The organism is Planomonospora sp. ID67723, from assembly GCF_015711605.1.
Lineage (GTDB): Bacteria > Actinomycetota > Actinomycetes > Streptosporangiales > Streptosporangiaceae > Planomonospora_A.
In genome coordinates this window covers 1,731,488-1,749,705 of sequence record NZ_JABTEZ010000001.1, presented here as the reverse complement: position 1 = coordinate 1,749,705, position 18,218 = coordinate 1,731,488, and the positions used below count along the sequence as shown (strand labels likewise).

Sequence of the window (18,218 nt, the reverse complement as noted above, 5' to 3'; positions counted from 1 at the left end):
TTACGGGCGGCGCCGCCGTACGACCGCGAGACCCACGCCGCCCGCGAGGGCCGCCGCCAGCAGCGCGCCGGTGACCCCCAGGGGCATGCCCGAGTCGCCGGGGCCGCCGGCCGCGGTGCCGCCGCCGCCGGTGCCCGGGCCCCGGGTGCTGATGGGGGTGCGGGTGGTGGTCGGCCGGGCGGTGGGCGTGCTGTCGGGCAGGATCCGCAGGGCGGCCGTGCCGGTGTCGTTGGTCCCCTCGCACCTGGCGTTGATGTCGTACACGCCGACCTCGGCGTCGTCGGCGACCGTCGCCTGGCCCCGGACCCACGGCCGGGGCGTGGGCGTGGCGGTTCCGGAGGGCGCCGGAGTGGGGGTCACCAGGATGGGGTCGAGCGTGACCGCGGTGTCGAAGACCTCAGAGGAGGCGATGCCCCGGTGCTGGGGACCGCCCTGCGGGATCGGGCAGTTGGCCAGCACCCAGACCTTCCCGCCCGCCCTCACGCTGGCGGGCTGCAGCTGGACCTCGATGTCGGCACGTCCGGCTCCCGTCTGGGACACGGTGGGCGAGGGCGTGCCCGTGGGGCTGCCCGAGGCCTCGGCCGTACATCCGGTCGTCACGACCAGGGCGGTGACCCCGAGGGCCCCGAGAACCGCGACACGCTTGACCCTTGGCACCGTCGCACTCCACTTCGCGCTCCGGCCGACGACCCTCGCCCGGCCGGACTTCCCACCTGTCCCCATTAAACATGGGCAAACCCGTAAGAGTCGATCATCAGCCGCAATGATCTAGACCAAGTGGGGCGTAGTGTCAGAGTGCCAGGATTCCGCTCTCTACGGGAGTGAATCCGGCGGCACTCCCGAATCGGACAGGCCCGAATCCGCGGAAAGGCATCGCCGGATCAGACGACGCCCTGCCAGCGAGGGCCGACCCCGCGGAGCCGTACCGTGCGCTCGTCGCTCTCGCCCCGGTCGATGAAGACCTCCAGCCGGTCCTCGGCGAGCCCTTCCACCAGGCCCTCGCCCCACTCGACGAGCGTCACCGACTCCTCCAGCGAGGCGTCCAGGTCCAGGTCGTCGACCTCGAGGTTCCCGCCGAGCCGGTAGGCGTCCACGTGCACCAGGGGCGGGCCGTCCGCCAGCGAGGGGTGCACCCGGGCGATCACGAAGGTCGGCGAGGTGATCGGCCCGCGCACCTTGAGCCCCTCGGCGATCCCCTGGACCAGGGTCGTCTTGCCGGCGCCCAGCGGGCCGGAGAGCACCGCCAGATCCCCCGGGCGCAGCAGCGCGGCCAGCTCCGCGCCCAGTTCCCGCATCTCCTCGGCGGTCGCGACGACTCTCACCATTCACCTGCTCCCGTGGCGGCCCTCACCGGCCGCCTTCCGTTCCCGTTTCGGCCGCGGCCCGCTTCAGCAGGTCGCGCAGCGCGTCGTTCACCGCGGCCGGCCGCTCCAGGTGGACCAGGTGCGAGCTGTCGGGCACCTCGGTGAACCATGCGCGCGGCAGCGCGGCCGCGATGGCCTTGCTGTGCTCGACGGGCGTCAGCCAGTCCTTGTCGCCGACCACGATGGAGGTCGGCACGTCGTCCAGGACGTTCAGCGCGGTCAGCTTGTCGTGCGACATCAGCGCCGGGTAGAAGTCCGCGATCACCTCGAAGGGGGTGGAGCGGATCATCGACTCGACGAAGTCCACCACTGTGGGGCTGACGTTCTTGGAGTCGCCGAAGCCGAGGTTGCGCAGGACCAGGAAGGCGATGTCGCTGGCCGCGTGGCGGCCCCGGTCGACCAGCTCTCCCCGGCGGCCGAGCAGGGACACCGCGCCCGGCGTGACCTTGTGCACCGCCTTGGACAGCAGCGCCGGCAGGCCGAGGGAGACCTCCGCCAGCCTACCGGCGGAGGTGCCGATGAGTGCCACGCCCTTGATCCGGTCGCCGAAGAGCTCGGGGTGCCGGTCGGCGAGCGCCATGATGGTCATGCCGCCCATGGAGTGCCCGACCAGCACGCACGGACCGGGCACCAGCTCCCGGAGCACCTCGAACAGGTCGTCGCCGAGCCGGTCGATCGTGGAGTCGTCGGCCGAGCAGCGCTGGGAGAGACCGTGGCAGCGCTGGTCCCACAGCACCAGGCGGTGGTCGTCGCGCAGGTCGCGCCGCTGGTAGTGCCAGGAGTCGAGGGTGAGCGTGTAGCCGTGGCAGAACACCACGGTCAGCGGCGCCTCCTCGGGACCGTCCACCTCGGCGTGCAGGGACACGCCGTCGGAGGTGGTGATCGTGACCTGGCGCCCGCGCAGCTCTCCCAGCGGCTCGCTCGCCTCCGGGTCGGGACGCAGCCGGATCCGGCCCACGGCGTACCGCTTGGCGAAGGCTGCCGCCGCCACACCGGCGGACGCCGCGCCGACGACCGCGCTCGCGACGCCGACCCTGCGTCGTGTCTTAGTCATTCAGACCCCCTTCACCGGTAAACGCGTGGCACGCGCGAACCGATCCCGGTCACGATCTCATGTGTGATCGTGCCAAGGGAATCCGCCCATTCCTGCGCGGTCGGCTCCCCTTGTGAGCCGTCACCGAACAGAATCACCTCGTCCCCCTCGGCCAGCGGGTCGTCTCCCACGTCGATCACGAACTGGTCCATGCAGACCCGCCCGGCGATCCGCCGCCGCCGGCCGCCCGCCAGCACCTCCGCCCGGTTGGTGGCGTGCCGCGGGATGCCGTCCGCATACCCGAGCGGGACTAGACCAAGCTTTGTTTCGCGATCTGTAACATACAGGTGCCCATAGGACACACCAGAACCTTCCGGAACCCGCTTGACCAGGGCGATCCGCGCCGACAGCGTCATCGCCGGGCGCAGTCCGAAGTCTCCCAGCTCGGGGATGGGGCTCAGCCCGTAGGCCGCGATGCCCGGCCGGACCATGTCGTAGCGGGCCTTCGGAAGGGTCAGGTTCGCCGCCGAGTTGGCGATGTGGCGGATCACGTGGGACCCGCCCGCGCCCGCCTTCTCCGCCACCGCCAGCGCCTCGTCGAACGCGCCGAGCTGGGCGTCGATCGAAGGGTGCCCGGGGATGTCGGCGCAGGCGAAGTGCGACCAGAGACCGGCGATCTCGATCGTCCCCTCCGCCCGCCTGGCCAGCGCCCGGTCCACCAGCCCGGGCCAGTCCGCGAGCGGCGAGCCGCCGCGTCCGCTGCCGGTGTCGGCCTTCAGGTGCACCCGTGCCGTCCGCCCGGTACGGCCCGCCGCCTCGGCGATCGCGTCCACCAGCCACGGGGCGGCGGCCGACAGCTCCACGTCCTGCTCGACGGCCTCCTCCAGCGGCTCGCCCGGCGGGATGATCCACGACAGGAGCGGCGCGGTGACGCCGGCGGCCCGCAGTGCGAGGGCCTCCCGGATGTAGGCGGTGCCGAGCCGCTCGGCGCCGCCCTCCAGGCAGGCCCGCCCGCCGGCGACGAGCCCGTGCCCGTAGGCGTCGGCCTTGACCGCGACCATTGTGAGAGCCCCGGGAGCATGGCTCCGCAGCAGCGCGACGTTCTCCCGGATCGCCGAGAGGTCCACCCGCGCCTCGGCAGGAGTCATCGGGAAGCTCATCTTTCCAGTTTGGCAGCTCCGTCCCGTTGCCGAAGCCGATTCGCGACCGACCTCACAGGCGCCGGATGATCGCCGGGAGCGCCTCGGCGACGTCTCCCGCGGCCAGCGGGCCCGTCCGCCCGGCGAGCCCGTGCAGGTACGCGGCGCAGGAGGCGGCGTCGTAGCAGTCGAGCCCGGCCGCGAGCATCGTGCCCGCGAGCCCGGCCAGCACGTCGCCGGTGCCTCCGGTGGCCAGCCAGGGACTGCCGGCGGGGTTGGCCCTGACCGGCCTGCCCTCCTCGGCGACCAGCGTGGTCGACCCCTTCAGCAGCACGGTCGCGCCCAGTTCCGCGGCCGCCCGCCGTACGTGCTCCAGCCGCCGGGCCTCGATCCGCGCCCGGTCCACGCCCAGCAGCCGGGACAGCTCGCCGGCGTGCGGGGTGAGGAGCACGGGGGCTCCGGTACGGCGGCGCAGCAGCGACCTGTCGGCCGCCAGCAGTGTCAGGCCGTCGGCGTCCACCAGCACGGGGACGTCGCTCGCCAGGACCGAGCGGGCCACGTCGTGCGCCCAGGCGTCGGTGCCCAGGCCGGGGCCCAGCACCCATGCCTGCACCCGGCCCGCCTCCTCGATCCCCTTCCCCGGGCCGGTGCCCGCGGGACCCCGGCCCGCCGAGCCCGCGCCCCCGGCCTGCCCCGCCGGGTTCGTTCCTGCGGTCTCCTCCGCCGGGGCCAGCTCGGTGATCACCGCCTCCGGCCAGCGGGCGCGCACCTGGGCCGCCGGCTCGGCGGCTCCCGCGTAGCGCACCATGCCCGCCCCGGCCCGGATCGCGCCCGCCACGGCCAGCACCGCCGCGCCGGTGTACCGGCGGCTCCCGGCGGCGATCCCGACGACGCCCCGGCGGTACTTGTCGGAGCGGGCGTCGGGCCTGGGCAGCAGCGACGCGACGTCCTGCCCGGTCAGCCCGGCCACGTCGGGATCCGGCAGGTACGGCCCCAGCCCGATGTCGACGAGCTCCACGCGGCCCGCGTGCCCGGCGCCCGGATCGACCAGCAGCCCGGTCTTGAGCGCCCCGAACGTGACGGTGAGGTCCGCCCGGACGGCCTCCCCGTCGACCCGCCCGCTGCTCGCGTCCACTCCGCTCGGCACGTCCACCGCGACGACCGCGCCGGGCGCCTCCCGCGTGATCCCCGCCAGCGTCGCGTACGGCTCCCGCAGCGCCCCGGCCCCGCCGATCCCGACCAGCCCGTCCACGACCAGGTCGGCGGCGGCGATCACCGCTCGGGCCGCACCGACCCCGGCGGTTCCCGGAGCGGGAGCGGCCGTGGTCCCGGCGGAGGGCGCGCCCGTCCCGGGCTGGCCGTCCCCGGAGGCGCCGCCGCGGGCGTCCACGACCCGGCCGCCCGCCCGGCGAAGGGCCGCCAGCCCGGCTCCGTGGACCCGCGACCCGGCGAGAACCGCGTGCACCCGGGCTCCCCGGGCCGCCAGCCTCGCCCCGGCGTAGAGGGCGTCGCCGCCGTTGTCGCCGCTGCCGACCAGGAGTGCGACGCGGGAGCCGTACACCCCGCCGGCCGTACCGGCGAGCGTCCCGGCGCAGGCCGTCGCGAGCCCGGCGGCGGCCCGCTGCATGAGTGTGCCCTCGGGCAGCGTCGCCATCAGCGCCGCCTCGGCCGCCCTGATCTGGTCGGAGGTGTACGCGATCCGCATCCCACCGAATCTAGCCCTCGGCGATCACGTAGGCGACGGCGACGCCCCCGTCATGGGTCAGCGAGACGTGCCACCGGGTCACCCCCAGCGCCGCGGCGACCTCGGCGACCTTGCCCGTCACCCGCAGCTCGGGACGGCCGTGCTCGGCGGTCACCACCTCGGCCTCCGCGTGGAGCAGCCCGGGCGGGGCCCCGAGCGCCTTGGCGACGGCCTCCTTGGCCGCGAACCGCGCGGCCAGCGACTCCGTCCGCAGCTCCCGCTCCCCCTCGGTGAACAGCCGGGCCCGCAGCGCGGGCGTGCGGGCCAGCGTCGCCTCGAACCTGGCCACGTCGACCACGTCCACGCCGATTCCCACGATCATCCGCCCAGGGTAGTGGGAGACGCCGCCGGGCGGCCGGTTCGTTCACCGGAACGCGTCCGCCTGTCCGGCGGCCCACTGCGCGAAGGTCCGCGGAGGCCGTCCGGTGATTTCGTGAACGCCGGGGCGGACGGTGGCCTCGTCGATCGTCCCGTCCCGGTAGAAGCCGAAGAACGCCTCGACATAGGCGGCGGGCATGGTGGCGCTCATCTGCGCCCGCGCGTCCTCGTCCGAGAGGCCCTCGAACCGCAGATCGCGGCCGAGCACCTGGCCCAGGACACGCACCCGGTCGGCGGGCAGGAGCGGGTGCGGCCCGCTCAGCAGGTGAATGCGGCCCTCGTGTCCCGGAGCGAGCAGCGCCCGTACGGCCACGGCCGCGATGTCGTAGGGGTCGATGCTCGCGGTCGGCACGTCGCCGAAGGCGTCGCGCACGATGTCGCCCGCCCTCAGCTGCGCCGTCCAGCGCAGGGTGTTGGACATGAAGGCGCTGGGCCGCAGGAAGGTCCAGGCCAGACCGGACTCCCGGACGGCGGTCTCGGAGCGGATCATGTACTCGGAGACGGCGTTGTCGGTGTCGGTGGCCATGGCGGCCAGGCTCGACAGCAGCACGACGTGTTCCACGCCGGCACGCGTCATCTCCGCTGCGAGCCCCGGCATGTCCCGGTAGCCGGGGAGCAGGAACACCGCGCGCACGCCGGTCAGCGCCGCCTCCAGGGAGGCGGGCTCGTTGAGGTCGCCGGTGACCTGCTCCACCCCGGCGACGTCCTCCCCCTCGGTCCGGAGCAGCGCGCGGGCCGGCGCGCCCGCGCGCACCAGCGCCCGCAGCACCTCGCGGCCGACGTTGCCGGTGGCCCCGGTGACGAGAATCATCGCAGTGTCCTTCCGAAGTGCCCGGCGGCCGCGTCGACGGCGACCGTGACCTGGGGTTCCTGGTCGTAGAAGTCGAACTGGACGCCCTGGGTCCACAGGAAGTCCTTCGGCCCGCCCAGTCCCCGGTGGAAGCGGCGGGCACCCTCGGGAACGGCCGCGTCCTCGCTGTGGACGAGCAGCGTGGGCTGGGTGACGCGGGGCGCGTAGGCGATCGAGTCGAAGGTCAGCCAGTCCTTCCAGGCCATGACCGCGAACCGGTTGGGCCAGGCGGGGATGCCGCCGCGCCGGGGGTTGAGGTAGAAGTCGATCTCGTACGGCATGGCCGCGCGCCGGTCGGTGGCGCTGACCACCGGCACGTAGTCGACCTCGCCGGTCGCCTCGTACCTGGCCCGCGCCTTCTCACCTGCCTCGATCTTCTGTGCCACCGCCCGGTCGCCGCCGTAGGCGGCCCGGCAGATGGCGGCGTCGTGCAGCCAGGGCGCCACCAGCGCGAGCGCCTTGACCCGCGGGTCGTCCGCCGCGTTGGCGGACATGTACATCGCCGCCGCGCACACGCCGAGTGCGCCGATCCGGTCCGCGTCCACAGCCGGGTGGGAGGTGAGGAAGGTCACGGCGTGGTGGATGTCGCGGACCTTCCGCTCGGGCGCCTCCACGTCGCGGGGCTCGCCGCCGGACTCGCCGTATCCGGTGAAGTCGAACGACAGCGCCGCGAACCCGCGCCGGGCGAGCCGTTCGGCGTACCGGTCGGCCATCAGTTCCTTGACGCTGGTCCACGTGCCGGCCACGACGACGGCGGGCGCGGGCGCGTCGGTGCCGGGCAGGAAGAGGTTCCCCCTGAGGGTCACTCCGTCACTGGAGAAATCGATCTTTTCCATGGTCGTGTCCTTGGTCCGTCGTTCACAGAGGGGGCTGTCCCTCTGAGGTGGAGGCACTCGGCGCGGGGGGCTGTCCGTGCCCGCCTCACGCGTACTGGAGGTCGGCCCTGACGATCAGGCCGCCGGTGATGTCGAAGCTGTACGTGGCGCGGAAGCCGCCGGCACCGCCCGGCTGGAAGCGGACCAGGATGGTGGTGCCGCCCTGTCGCGGGGTCTGGTCCAGCACGGTGTACACGCCGCCGACGACCTCGTTCCGCGCCCACCGGCGGATCTCGGCGTGGCCGCGGATCTCCCGGCCGACGTCGACGACGACGGCGTCCGGGGAGAACGCGTCCACCAGGGCGTCCACGTCCTCGTCGGCCACCGCGTCGAAGTAGCGCTGCGCGGCGGGGTCCAGCGGCCCTCGCGGGGCCGTGGGCGACGGGGCCGGCCGGGCGGCGTCGGCGGTCACGGCCTGCCGCTGGTCGCCGGCTGCCAGCGTCACCCCGCCGCCGACGGCGAGGACGGCCACCGCACCTGCGGCGATCATGAACGTTCGGTGCCTCACCGGGCGCTTCCCGCGGCCGCGGCCATCAGGTTCCTGTTGCCGTCGGCCCAGGTCCAGGTCATGACCACGCCGGCGATCTTCCACCCGGCCGCCGTGCGGACCAGGTCGAAGCGGTAGGTGCCGCCCAGTGTCCACAGCGGCGAGCCGTACGGGTCGGCCAGCCGGTGCGTGGCCTGGAAGGAGGCCGTGCACACTGCCGTGTCGCCGTCGGTGGTTACCAGGTGGTTGCCGAGCAGGTGCTGGGTGGCGTCGAAGGCGCCCAGCACCTGCGACCAGGCGCCGACGATCTGGCCGGGGGTGAGCGTGACCGGCTCACCGCCGTCGAGGCTCGTGTAGTCGAGCATCACCTTCTCGGCGAAAACCGAGGCCAGCAGGTCCCACTCGCGCCGGTCGGTGTGCCAGACCAGACGTGTGCAGACATCAATGATCTCGAAACGGTCGTCAAGCGTCCCCACGGTGACTCCTTCGGTCGGTGCGTCGACAAGAAGGATCACCAGGGGGCGGACCGGCAACAAGGTAAATAAGATGCAGAGAATGTGCACGAAGCTGCACGTCTGCGGTGGTGGCGGGGGGTGGGAGTTGAACCTGACGAGCCTTGGGCTGACCGCAGATGAGGAGCGGGTGTACCGGTACTTCCTGCGAGCACCCCGCTCCGGCCTCGGCACCGCCGCCGCCGAGCTCGGCATCCACCACGTGCCCGCGATCGCCGAGAGGCTCAAGACGCTGGGGATCGTCGACGACGGCCTGACCGCGGTCCCTCCCGCGGTCGCGGTCGACCGGCTCATCCGGCGCCGCGTGGAGCAGACCTCACACGAGCTCAACCAGCTCAGCGCCGCCTGGGACATCGTGCGCGACCTGACGGAAGAGCAGCGCAGCGGCCGCCCCGTCGAACTCGTCGAGCGGATCGAGGGCGTGGAGAACGTGAACCGGCGGATCCGAGAGTTCTCCTCCGCCAAGGAGATCATGAACGTCAAGAGCGCGGCGCGGAGCATCCCGCGCGACGACGAGAAGCTGCTGCGCTTCCGCAGGCGGCTGGCGGCGGGACTGGTGAGCCGGACCCTGGTCCCCGAGAAGACACTGACCGACCCGGACTACCTGGCGTTCGCGCGGGAGGGGAACGCCTTGGGCGACCTGTGCCGCCTGAGCACCGAATGCACCAGGCAACTGCTCGTCATCAGCCGGTCGGTCGCGTTCGTGCAGCTGGATCCCGCGGACAGAACGGCGGGGGCCCTGCTGATCCGCCAGCCCGGCACGGTCGCCCTGCTCGTCGACATGTTCGAGGGCATGTGGGCCCGCGCCCGTGAGCTGGACGAACCGCTGCTCGCCCCCATCGAGAGGCGGGTGCTCCAGTCGCTCGCCCTGTACGACAAGGACGAGGTCGCGGCTCGCGCGCTGAACATCTCCCTGCGCAAGTTCCGGGCCCACGTGGCGGATCTGATGGATCGTCTCGGTGCCGGAAACCGGTTCCAGGCCGCCCTGCTCGCCAAGGAGCGGGGCTGGCTGTGACGCCGGGCCCCGCCCTCGGAACGGCGTCACAGCCCCTGCGGAGGACCGGTGCCGCCCTCCCCCTGGTCTCGGAACCCGTGCGGCCGACCGGTGGAGACGTCCGTGGCCCGGCTCCGGGAGGCGTTCGGGGTCGCCGCCCGTTCCCGACCCGTACGGCCCCGCGAGGCCGGAACCCCGGGCCCGATCCGTCGTGACCGTTCGGTCGACCCGTCCCGCCTCACCTCGGCCGTTCGGTCGATCCACCGCACGTCACACCAGTGGATCTTTTCAGGTGCGTCCTCGAACCGAGAAGCCCAAGGAGATCCATGCGCTCTGTGAAACTTGCGGTGATCGCTGCGACGGCGGCGCTGCCCCTGATCCTGGTTCCAGGCGCCCGCGCCGACGGCCGGACCGCCGCGGCCGGCGGCACCGCGCGCGCGACCGGGCCGGACACCATCGCCTGGGGTGTCTGCACCGACGCCGGGCGACCCGCGGCCCGGACCACCCGCCCGCAGTGCGGGAAGCTCACCGTGCCACTCGACTACGCCGACCCCTCCGGTCCGACCGTCGAGATCGCCCTCGTCCGCGTCCAGGCCACCGGTCCCGGCAGGCGGCTCGGTTCCCTGGTGTTCAACTTCGGCGGCCCCGGCGGCTCCGGCGTCGACGCCCTGCCCCAGCTCGCCGGGGACTACGCAGCCCTGGGCGCCCGCTACGACCTGGTCTCCTTCGACCCGCGCGGGGTGGAGCGCAGCTCCGGCGTCCGCTGCGGCACCTCCGCGACGATCGCCCGGCTCACCTCCCTGGACTTCCAGCCCGACGACGCGGCCGAACGCGCGCACATGCACCGGACCGTCGGAGAGTTCGCCGCCGCCTGCCGGAAGACCTCCGGAGCGGTCCTGCCGCACGTGGGCACCGTCGACGCCGCCGCCGACCTGGAACGCCTGCGCCGGGCGCTGGGCGAGGAGCGGCTGAACTACTTCGGCATCTCGTACGGCACGCATCTGGGCGCCGTCTACGCCAGCAGGTTCCCCGAGCGGGTGGGCCGGTTCGTGCTGGACGCCCCCCTGGACCCGCGCCTGTCGTTCCGGCGGCAGACCCTCGACCAGGCGGCCGGGTTCCAGCAGGCGTACGAGGCGTTCCTGAAGGACTGCGTCACGAAGAAGACCGGGGCGTGCGCGCTCGGCTCCGGCCGGACCGCGGCCGATCGCAAGGTCCGCGCCCTGGTGAACCGGCTGGACGCCGCGCCCATGAAGGTCGGCGACCGGAGGCTCACCGACGGGCTGGCGACCACCGGGATCATGGCGGCGCTCTACGCCGAGGAGGCCTGGCCGGTGCTGGAGCAGGCGCTGGACACGGCCGCCAGAGGAGACGGCCGGCTCCTGCTGGCCATGGCCGACGAGTACACCGGCCGCAAGCCCGACGGCTCCTACTCGACCCTCATGGGCGGCTTCTCCGCTGTGAGCTGCGCCGACACCTCCGAGCGGCCCACCCCGGCGCAGCTGGCCGGAATCGTGACCGCGGCCCACAAGGTCTCTCCGCTGTTCGGCGGCGCCCTGGAGGGGACCGTCTGCTCGGCATGGCCGGTCGCCGGCGACGACGAGGCCGCCAAGATCGACGCCACCGGCTCGGACCCGATCCTGGTGATCGCCACGACCGGGGACCCGGCCACGCCGTACAGGTGGGGAACGAGCCTGGCCCGGCAGCTGGGGACCGCCGTGCTGGTGACCTTCGAGGGCGGGGGCCACGGCGCCTACGGGGCCGACGCCTGTGTGACGAGGAGCGCCGACGCCTACCTGCTCGACGGGAAGGTCCCCGCGAAGGACACCGTCTGCCCCGGCTCGTGACGGGGCGCCCGTACCACCGGCCGGACACCGGCGCCGGTCGAGCGTGCCGGGCTTGATCACGGTGCTCATGGGCCCGCCGATCCCGCACGGGGCGCTGCGCCCGGAGAATCTCCGGACGGAATGACCCGCCCGCATCAGCCGGGTGCGGGTGGTTTCCGACGGCGGAATGCCTGCGGGACCGGGTGCCCCGGTCCATAGCTCTGATCTCATCGGCAATTCGGTATGTGGATATTCACCCCGAAACCCGATCTGATGGGTATGCCGTTCCCCTCGCACGGAGGAGCGGAACCCCCACCCTCAGCGGCACCGGCCAGATCGATCACGGCCTCGGAGAGCCCGCCGACCCCCCAGGGAGGACATCATGTCCGGCAGAGCGCTGGTACGGCTCGCGGCACGCACTGCGGTGACCGCGGTGACGGCGGGCTCGCTGGTCGCCCTCGGAGCCATGCCCGCATCGGCGGCCGGCGACAGGCCGCCGAAGACGACGAAGGGCCCGTGCCGCTACACCCAGACCCCGGACGAACCGGCCGCGCGCAAGGTCCCGCTGCCCCGGGATCCGCGCCGCACCCCCACCCGGCCGGTCTCCGTGGTCCTCGAAACCGACCACGGTGACATCGGGCTCACCCTCGACCCGGCCAAGGCGCCGTGCACGGTGCAGAGCTTCGTGCACCTGGTCCGGCACGGGTTCTACGACGCCACCTCCTGCCACCGGCTGACCGCCTACGACCGGCTGAAGGTGCTGCAGTGCGGCGACCCGAGCTTCACCGGCGAGGGCGGACCGGGCTACCGGTACAAGGACGAACTGCCCACCGATCTGCCGCCGTGGCCGGGCGACCCCACCGGGACGCGCAAGACGTACGCGCGTGGGGTGCTGGCCATGGCCAACGCCGGGCCGGACACCAACGGCAGCCAGTTCTTCCTGGTCTACGGCGACTCCGGGCTGTCACCCAACTACACGATCTTCGGGACGGTCGACGCCGCCGGGCTCGCCGCCCTGGACCGCATCGCCGCCGGCGGCATCCAGCCCACCCCGGAAGGTCCGACTCCCCCGGTCGACGGCAGGCCCGTCCTCCCCGCCGACATCAAGGACGCCCGGGTCTGCCCCTGAGCGCCCGTCGAACCGGCCCTCGTCCGCATCCCCGCCGCCGGTCCCGGTAACCGGCTCGGTTCCCTGGTCTTCACCTTCGGCGGGCCCGGCGGCTCCGGACCCGGAGCCGCCCCGCGGCGGGGAACGGGGACGGCGGCGTCAGAAGCCGCCGCGGTGCCAGGGTCCCCAGATGGCGAAGCTCACGCCCTGAGAAGACTGCACGTTGACGTAGAGGGTGTGACCGCCGGGGCCGAAGGTGGAGCCGGCGAACTCGGCTCCGGAGTCACCGGCGACGGGGACCAGACGGGAGAAGTCGAAGATCTCGCCGCGGCGGGTGAGCCCGCGCAGGTAGTTGTCGCCGCCGCCGTCCTCGCACAGCACCAGGGTGCCCCGGGGGCTGGTGGTGACGTTGTCGGGCAGGTCGAGGGTGACCGCGCCCGGCGACTCGTAGACCAGCTTCAGCCGGTTGCTCCACGACTCGTACGCCCACACCTGGCCGCGCCCCTTGCCGAACCCGCTGGGCGGGGTGTCGCCGGGAGCGGTCGCGCCGCCCTGGGTGGAGACGAAGTAGATCGTCCCGTGGTGGTGGATCGCCCCCTCCAGCCGGGAGAACAGCGCCGCACCCTTGGCCCGGCCCTGGTTCCCGACGGCCTGGATCGCGGTGTCGTTGCTCGGCGTCCCGGTGAAGGCGGGGTCCGGGTCGTCGATGTCCACCCAGGTGACCCGGTAGGAGGCCCCGGCGGGCTGGCCGAGCGAGAGGTTCTTGCCCGGCTCGCCCCGTACGGCGAGCATCTGGAGCCGGCCGCCGTCCAGGATCCTCCCCGCGCGCATCGGGTTCTTCGGCGGCAGGTAGCGGTAGAAGCCCGAGGCGAAGCCGAAGTTGTCCTCGGTCAGGTAGATCGCCCCGGTCAGCGGGTCGAAGGCGGCCGACTCGTGGGCGAAGCGGCCCGCGCTCCTGATCGGCCCGCTCGGCGTGCCGTCGAGGGGGACCTCGAAGATGTAGCCGTGCTTCTGGGTGAGCTTGGTGTTGTCCTGACCGGTGAAGTCGTTGCCGACGTCCGGCCCGTTGACGGTCTCCTCGCACGTCACCCACGCGCCCCACGGCATCGGCCCGCCCGAGCAGTTCATCTGGGTGCCGGTCAGGCTGGGCCCGGATCTGAGGACCCGGCCGTCGCGGGTGACCTGGAGCGTCGCCGTGCCGCCGCCCGCCGCCGGGTCGTAGGCTCTGGCCGGGTCGCCGAACGCGCCGACGGGACCGTTGACCTCGTGGTTGCGGACCAGGATCGCGGTGCCGCGCGGGCCCCGGAAGGCGGCCATGCCGTCGTGCCTGCCGGGAGTGGCCGTGCCGTCGGTGAACGCCTCTCCCGCCGGGTTGAACGAGCGGTACCGGAAGCCCTCCGGCAGATGCAGCCGGACCGTCCCGTCCCGCTCGTCGGGGACCGGGACCAGCGGCCCGTACCCGCCGCCGGGCCGGATCTCCCCGCTGCTCCCCGCCCGGGCCACTCCCGCGAACGGCCCTGCCACTCCCACCGCCGCGAGCGTTGCGGTCCCGGCGAGGAAACGACGACGATCCATGAAGCCACTCCTTGAATCAGTGATTCAGGTCACGGTAAACCTCCGTCATCGATGGTTCATATGGCATTTATCGCCAATCGCCCGTCGAGGGCGTCAACAGGAGGGACCCTCCCCGCACACCGTCCCAGCTCGTCATACGGCGTCCGGGCCACCGCGGGGGGCGGGGGCCGGGAAGCACCCCGGAAGGCGGCGGGGAGACACCGGGAATGCTCCGCCCTCGCTGGAACAAACCCGCGGGCAACCCGCACACGACCAATCAGTAGGCTTGCGGGCTGTGACTCCTCCGCTCCCCTCGGGGAGCGGCTTCTCGCCTCCCTCCAGGAGAGGTAGGCGACGGCCAAACCCTGACCGTTTCGGACCACGGAGAACATGACAGGGGAGCGATTCCCCTGCCGGGTGAACCCGGTATTCCCTTCGCGAGGAGAATGATGGCAGTCGGGTGGGACGCGGCGACGCCGTACGTGGAGCTGAGCCGGGAGCAGTGGAGCGAGCTGCGCAAGAACACTCCGCTCACTCTCACCGAGGACGAGCTGGAGGAGCTGCGCGGCGTCGACGACCCGATCGACCTGGCCGAGGTCACCGACGTCTACCTGCCGCTGACCCGCCTGCTCAACCTGCACTTCACCGGGGCCAGGCAGCGCAACGCCGCGGTCAGCACCTTCCTCGGCACCGGCGGGGAACCGGCGCCGTACATCCTGGGCATCGCCGGGAGCGTCGCGGTCGGCAAGTCCACCACGGCCCGCCTCCTGCACACCCTGCTGGCCCGCTGGCCCGAGCACCCCCGGGTGGAGCTGATCACCACCGACAGCTTCCTGTACCCGAACAAGGTCCTCGCCGAGCGGGACATCATGCACCGCAAGGGCTTCCCGGAGAGCTACGACCGGCGGGCCCTGGTCAGGTTCGTGGCCGACGTCAAGGCCGGGCTGCCCGAGGTGACCGCCCCGGTCTACAGCCACCTGGAGTACGACATCGTCCCCGGCGCCGCGCAGACCGTGAGCCGCCCCGACATCCTCATCGTCGAGGGCCTCAACGTCCTGCAGCCCGCCCCGCCCGCCGCGCTGGCCGTCAACGACTACTTCGACTTCTCGATCTACGTGGACGCCAAGGTCGAGCACGTCCGCGAGTGGTACGTGGACCGCTTCCACAAGCTCCGCCGTACCGCCTTCGAGGACCCCAAGTCCTACTTCCGGCACCTGGCCGAGATGTCCGACGAGGAGGCCACCGCCTTCGCCAAGGACGTCTGGCGCGACATCAACGAGCGCAACCTGCTGGAGAACATCGCTCCCACCCGGGGCCGCGCCGGTCTGGTCCTGCACAAGGGCGCCAACCACTCGATCAGGCGCGTACGGCTGCGCCGCATCTGAGCCGGGGAGCGGCCTCCTGCGTGAAGAGGTCCCTGGGCGAGGCGGGGGAACCGGTGGCCCGCCGCGGGTGAGCGGTCGGACCGGGGTCCGACCCCGGCTCGGGCCGGGGGGCTCCCCGAGGCCGGACTGGGGGGCCGGTCATCCCTATGGCCGAGGTGGCGGCCGCTTCCCGCCCGATATGGTCCCGGTCATGACTATCCTCGCCACCGAGGAGCTCAGCAGGAGCTTCCCCCGGGTGACGGCGCTCGACCGGCTCACCGTCACCGTCGGCCCGGGCGTGACCGGCCTGGTCGGCGCCAACGGTGCGGGCAAGTCCACGCTGATCAAGATCCTGCTGGGCCTGCTGCCGCCCTCCGCCGGGACCGCGCAGGTGCTCGGCATGGACGTTGCGGCCCAGGGCGCCGAGATCCGCCGGGTCGTGGGCTACATGCCCGAGCACGACTGCCTCCCACCCGACCTGTCCGCCACCGAGTTCACCGTGCACATGGCCAGGATGTCCGGCCTGCCGCGCACCGCCGCCCGCGAGCGCGCCGCCGACGTGCTGCGCCACGTGGGCCTGTACGAGGAGCGCTACCGCCCGATGGGCGGTTACTCCACCGGCATGAAGCAGCGGGTCAAGCTGGCCCAGGCCCTCGTCCACGACCCCCGGCTGGTCTTCCTGGACGAGCCCACCAACGGCCTCGACCCGCAGGGCCGAGACGAGATGCTGGCGCTGATCCGCCGGATCGGTGCCGAATTCGGGATCAGCGTGCTGGTCACCTCCCACCTCCTCGGCGAGCTGGAACGCATCTGCGACCACGTCATCGTGATCGACGGAGGCCGGCTCCTGCGCTCCTCGGCCATCGGCGAGTTCACCCAGACCACCCAGACGGTGACGGTCGAGGTCGAGGAGGGGCACGACCTGCTGGCCGCCCGCCTCATCGAGCTGGGCGAGACCGTCACCGCCGCCGGCCGGGCGCTCCTGCTGCAGGTGCGCTCCCCGGAGACCTACGACACGCTCCGCGACGCCGTCTGCGACCTCGACCTCTGCCTCGTCCGGGTCGAGCAGGGCCGCCAGCGCATCGAGGACGTCTTCAAGGAGCCCGCCGATGTCTGAGCGTCCTTCCCGCCCGAACACGCCGGCGGGCGGCCCTGCGGCTCCCGGCCACCCCGCAGCGCCGGGCGCCCCCGCCCAGGAGAACCACTCCTCGCCCGTGGGCGTCATCCACGACATCGGCTACCGCCACTACGGCGGGGGCCGCCTCGGCCGGAGCAGCGCGACCGCGGCACTGGCCGTGCACAGCCTGCGCGGCATCTTCGGGATCGGCCGTACGGCCCGCGCGAAGATCATCCCCTTCGCCCTCGGCGCGATCATGATGCTCCCGGCCGTGGTCTCCATCGCGATCATGGCTCTGGCCCAGCAGCGGGGAATGGCCTATCCCGGGTACGCGGCCGGCATGCAGCCCATTCTGGCGATCTTCCTCGCCTCGCAGTCGCCCTACGCCGTGGCGCCGGACCTGCGCTTCCGGGTGCTGCCGCTCTACCTGTCGCGGCCGGTGACGATCCGGGACTACGTGGGAGCCAAGCTCGCGGCGATGGCAGCCGCGATCCTCCTGCTGCTGGCCGTACCGCTGACCGTGCTGTTCGTCGGCGAGCTGCTCATCGACCTGCCGGGGGCGCCGCTCACCTCCGACTACCTGGCGAGCATGGCCGGGGCGGTCGGCTACGCGGTGCTGCTGGCCTCGCTGGGAGTGGCGATCGCCTCCCTCACACCCCGGCGCGGGCTGGGCGTGGCCTCGATCATCGCGCTCTACCTGCTCTGCTCGGGCGTCTCGACCGTCCTGGCCGCCACGATGGAGTCGGTCAACGACTACGCCGCCGCCGGCTGGGCCTGGCTGGTCAACCCGTTCTTCCTGGTGGACGCGGCCGTCCACGTGGGGATCTTCGGCACGGAGCCCGCGGCGCCCGGCGCCTACCCGGGCGGGATCGGCGTGGCGGCCGCGATCGTGGCCGTGCTGGGGCTGATCGCGCTCTCGGTGGCCGTCCTGATCATGCGCTACCGGAAGGCGGCCTCGCGATGAACCTCGAACTGGCCCAGGTCTCCCGCTGGTACGGGAACGTGGTGGCCGTCAACGACGTCACCATGACCGTCGGCCCCGGCGTCACCGGCCTGCTCGGCCCCAACGGCGCGGGCAAGTCCACGCTGCTGCACATGATGGCCGGGTTCCTCGCCCCCTCCGGGGGGACCGTCACCCTCGACGGCACCCGGATCTGGCACAACCACGAGATCTACCGCTCGATCGGCCTGGTCCCCGAGCGCGAGGCCGTCTACGGCTTCCTCACCGGCTGGCAGTTCGTGCTCTCCAGCGCGCGCCTGCACCGGTTGCCCGACCCCGACGACGCCGCCCGCAAGGCACTGGCCATGGTCGAGATGGAGAGCGCGGCCGACCGCAGGATCGAGACCTACTCCAAGGGCATGCGCCAGCGGGTGAAGGTCGCCGCGGCGCTGGTGCACGACCCGCAGGTGCTCCTGCTGGACGAGCCGTTCAACGGCATGGACCCGCGCCAGCGCATGCACCTGATGGACCTGATCCGGTCCATGGGCGCGGCGGGCAAGACGATCCTGTTCAGCTCGCACATCCTGGAGGAGGTCGAGCGCGTCGCCCAGCAGATCGAGGTCGTGGTCGCCGGGCGGCACGCCGCCTCCGGCGACTTCCGCGAGATCCGCCGCCGGATGACCGACCGGCCGCACCTGTTCCGGGTGCGCTCCAGCGACGACCGCCGGCTGGCCTCGGCCCTGATCGCCGACGCCTCCGCCGGGGCGGTCTCCCTCACCGAGGCGGGGCTGGAGGTGCGGGCGGTGGACTTCCGGCGCTTCACCTGGCTGCTGCCCCGCGTGGCCAGGGACGCCGGTGTGCGGGTCTGGCAGATCTCCCCTGCCGACGAAGACCTGGAGAGCGTCTTCTCCTACTTGATCAACAGGAGCCGCTGAC

General features: G+C 72.8%; 18 protein-coding genes. 7 read left to right on the top strand and 11 right to left on the bottom strand.

Annotation, left to right across the window (positions count from 1 at the left end; translation table 11 throughout):
• From HS041_RS08425 to HS041_RS08380, 10 genes are all read right to left on the bottom strand, one after another.
• Nucleotides 1-657 carry a hypothetical protein gene (locus HS041_RS08425; RefSeq protein ID WP_196439908.1) on the bottom strand — a complete coding sequence of 219 codons (657 nt, stop codon included), beginning with the start codon at nt 655-657 and terminating at the stop codon, nt 1-3.
• A gap of 224 nt (nt 658-881) precedes the next feature.
• Nucleotides 882-1,325 (bottom strand): tRNA (adenosine(37)-N6)-threonylcarbamoyltransferase complex ATPase subunit type 1 TsaE, encoded by a 444-nt coding sequence (tsaE, locus tag HS041_RS08420; RefSeq protein WP_196439907.1) that lies wholly within the window; start codon nt 1,323-1,325, stop codon nt 882-884.
• A gap of 22 nt (nt 1,326-1,347) precedes the next feature.
• On the bottom strand, nt 1,348-2,418 hold the full coding sequence (locus HS041_RS08415; RefSeq protein ID WP_196439906.1) for an alpha/beta fold hydrolase: 1,071 nt from the start codon (nt 2,416-2,418) through the stop codon (nt 1,348-1,350).
• An 11-nt stretch (nt 2,419-2,429) separates the two neighbouring features.
• Complete coding sequence (alr, locus tag HS041_RS08410) at nt 2,430-3,557, bottom strand: alanine racemase (protein ID WP_230878474.1); 1,128 nt, start codon at nt 3,555-3,557, stop codon at nt 2,430-2,432.
• Nucleotides 3,558-3,609: 52 nt separating this feature from the next.
• Nucleotides 3,610-5,241, bottom strand: coding sequence for an NAD(P)H-hydrate dehydratase (locus HS041_RS08405; RefSeq protein ID WP_196439905.1), 1,632 nt, complete (start codon nt 5,239-5,241; stop codon nt 3,610-3,612).
• Nucleotides 5,242-5,251: 10 nt separating this feature from the next.
• The gene (locus HS041_RS08400; protein ID WP_196439904.1) at nt 5,252-5,602 is read right to left on the bottom strand and encodes a holo-ACP synthase; all 351 of its coding nucleotides are present in this window, start codon (nt 5,600-5,602) and stop codon (nt 5,252-5,254) included.
• Between the two features lie 42 nt (nt 5,603-5,644).
• Nucleotides 5,645-6,469: an NAD(P)H-binding protein gene (locus HS041_RS08395; protein ID WP_196439903.1), complete on the bottom strand. Its 825-nt coding sequence runs from the start codon at nt 6,467-6,469 to the stop codon at nt 5,645-5,647.
• The gene (locus HS041_RS08390) at nt 6,466-7,344 is read right to left on the bottom strand and encodes an alpha/beta hydrolase (protein WP_196439902.1); all 879 of its coding nucleotides are present in this window, start codon (nt 7,342-7,344) and stop codon (nt 6,466-6,468) included. Before HS041_RS08390 ends, HS041_RS08395 begins: the two co-directional genes overlap by 4 nt.
• 85 nt (nt 7,345-7,429) lie before the next feature.
• Nucleotides 7,430-7,873: a nuclear transport factor 2 family protein gene (locus tag HS041_RS08385; RefSeq protein WP_196439901.1), complete on the bottom strand. Its 444-nt coding sequence runs from the start codon at nt 7,871-7,873 to the stop codon at nt 7,430-7,432.
• A gap of 14 nt (nt 7,874-7,887) precedes the next feature.
• Nucleotides 7,888-8,346 (bottom strand): nuclear transport factor 2 family protein, encoded by a 459-nt coding sequence (locus HS041_RS08380; protein WP_196439900.1) that lies wholly within the window; start codon nt 8,344-8,346, stop codon nt 7,888-7,890.
• A gap of 79 nt (nt 8,347-8,425) precedes the next feature.
• On the opposite strand from HS041_RS08380, the gene HS041_RS08375 reads away from it, so the two are divergent.
• The 3 genes from HS041_RS08375 to HS041_RS08365 all read left to right on the top strand — a co-directional run bounded on the left by HS041_RS08375 (nt 8,426) and on the right by HS041_RS08365 (nt 12,328).
• Nucleotides 8,426-9,397, top strand: a complete 972-nt coding sequence (locus HS041_RS08375; protein ID WP_196439899.1) for a hypothetical protein — start codon at nt 8,426-8,428, stop codon at nt 9,395-9,397.
• Nucleotides 9,398-9,702: 305 nt separating this feature from the next.
• Nucleotides 9,703-11,220, top strand: a complete 1,518-nt coding sequence (locus HS041_RS08370) for an alpha/beta hydrolase (RefSeq protein WP_196439898.1) — start codon at nt 9,703-9,705, stop codon at nt 11,218-11,220.
• Nucleotides 11,221-11,581: 361 nt separating this feature from the next.
• Nucleotides 11,582-12,328: a peptidylprolyl isomerase gene (locus tag HS041_RS08365; protein ID WP_196439897.1), complete on the top strand. Its 747-nt coding sequence runs from the start codon at nt 11,582-11,584 to the stop codon at nt 12,326-12,328.
• A gap of 138 nt (nt 12,329-12,466) precedes the next feature.
• Here HS041_RS08365 and HS041_RS08360 read toward each other — a convergent pair whose 3' ends face one another.
• Nucleotides 12,467-13,882 (bottom strand): PhoX family protein, encoded by a 1,416-nt coding sequence (locus tag HS041_RS08360; RefSeq protein WP_196439896.1) that lies wholly within the window; start codon nt 13,880-13,882, stop codon nt 12,467-12,469.
• A 428-nt stretch (nt 13,883-14,310) separates the two neighbouring features.
• Between HS041_RS08360 and coaA the strand changes: the two genes are divergently transcribed.
• From coaA to HS041_RS08340, 4 genes are all read left to right on the top strand, one after another.
• On the top strand, nt 14,311-15,246 hold the full coding sequence (gene coaA / locus HS041_RS08355) for a type I pantothenate kinase (protein WP_196440830.1): 936 nt from the start codon (nt 14,311-14,313) through the stop codon (nt 15,244-15,246).
• 190 nt (nt 15,247-15,436) lie between these two features.
• Nucleotides 15,437-16,342 carry an ABC transporter ATP-binding protein gene (locus tag HS041_RS08350; protein WP_196439895.1) on the top strand — a complete coding sequence of 302 codons (906 nt, stop codon included), beginning with the start codon at nt 15,437-15,439 and terminating at the stop codon, nt 16,340-16,342.
• On the top strand, nt 16,335-17,306 hold the full coding sequence (locus HS041_RS08345) for an ABC transporter permease (RefSeq protein WP_230878473.1): 972 nt from the start codon (nt 16,335-16,337) through the stop codon (nt 17,304-17,306). The genes HS041_RS08350 and HS041_RS08345 overlap by 8 nt, the downstream gene beginning before the upstream one ends.
• Nucleotides 17,303-18,217 carry an ABC transporter ATP-binding protein gene (locus tag HS041_RS08340; protein ID WP_196439894.1) on the top strand — a complete coding sequence of 305 codons (915 nt, stop codon included), beginning with the start codon at nt 17,303-17,305 and terminating at the stop codon, nt 18,215-18,217. The genes HS041_RS08345 and HS041_RS08340 overlap by 4 nt, the downstream gene beginning before the upstream one ends.
• Nucleotide 18,218: the final 1 nt, after the last annotated feature.

Bases quoted from the DNA above. Each gene is read 5' to 3' on its own strand.
- tsaE (WP_196439907.1), bottom strand. From the start codon at position 1,325: ATGGTGAGAGTCGTCGCGACCGCCGAGGAGATGCGGGAACTGGGCGCG.
- HS041_RS08415 (WP_196439906.1), bottom strand. From the start codon at position 2,418: ATGACTAAGACACGACGCAGGGTCGGCGTCGCGAGCGCGGTCGTCGGC.
- alr (WP_230878474.1), bottom strand. From the start codon at position 3,557: ATGAGCTTCCCGATGACTCCTGCCGAGGCGCGGGTGGACCTCTCGGCG.
- HS041_RS08405 (WP_196439905.1), bottom strand. From the start codon at position 5,241: ATGCGGATCGCGTACACCTCCGACCAGATCAGGGCGGCCGAGGCGGCG.
- HS041_RS08400 (WP_196439904.1), bottom strand. From the start codon at position 5,602: ATGATCGTGGGAATCGGCGTGGACGTGGTCGACGTGGCCAGGTTCGAG.
- HS041_RS08395 (WP_196439903.1), bottom strand. From the start codon at position 6,469: ATGATTCTCGTCACCGGGGCCACCGGCAACGTCGGCCGCGAGGTGCTG.
- HS041_RS08390 (WP_196439902.1), bottom strand. From the start codon at position 7,344: ATGGAAAAGATCGATTTCTCCAGTGACGGAGTGACCCTCAGGGGGAAC.
- HS041_RS08385 (WP_196439901.1), bottom strand. From the start codon at position 7,873: ATGATCGCCGCAGGTGCGGTGGCCGTCCTCGCCGTCGGCGGCGGGGTG.
- HS041_RS08375 (WP_196439899.1), top strand. From the start codon at position 8,426: ATGTGCACGAAGCTGCACGTCTGCGGTGGTGGCGGGGGGTGGGAGTTG.
- HS041_RS08370 (WP_196439898.1), top strand. From the start codon at position 9,703: ATGCGCTCTGTGAAACTTGCGGTGATCGCTGCGACGGCGGCGCTGCCC.
- HS041_RS08365 (WP_196439897.1), top strand. From the start codon at position 11,582: ATGTCCGGCAGAGCGCTGGTACGGCTCGCGGCACGCACTGCGGTGACC.
- HS041_RS08360 (WP_196439896.1), bottom strand. From the start codon at position 13,882: ATGGATCGTCGTCGTTTCCTCGCCGGGACCGCAACGCTCGCGGCGGTG.
- coaA (WP_196440830.1), top strand. From the start codon at position 14,311: ATGGCAGTCGGGTGGGACGCGGCGACGCCGTACGTGGAGCTGAGCCGG.
- HS041_RS08350 (WP_196439895.1), top strand. From the start codon at position 15,437: ATGACTATCCTCGCCACCGAGGAGCTCAGCAGGAGCTTCCCCCGGGTG.
- HS041_RS08345 (WP_230878473.1), top strand. From the start codon at position 16,335: ATGTCTGAGCGTCCTTCCCGCCCGAACACGCCGGCGGGCGGCCCTGCG.
- HS041_RS08340 (WP_196439894.1), top strand. From the start codon at position 17,303: ATGAACCTCGAACTGGCCCAGGTCTCCCGCTGGTACGGGAACGTGGTG.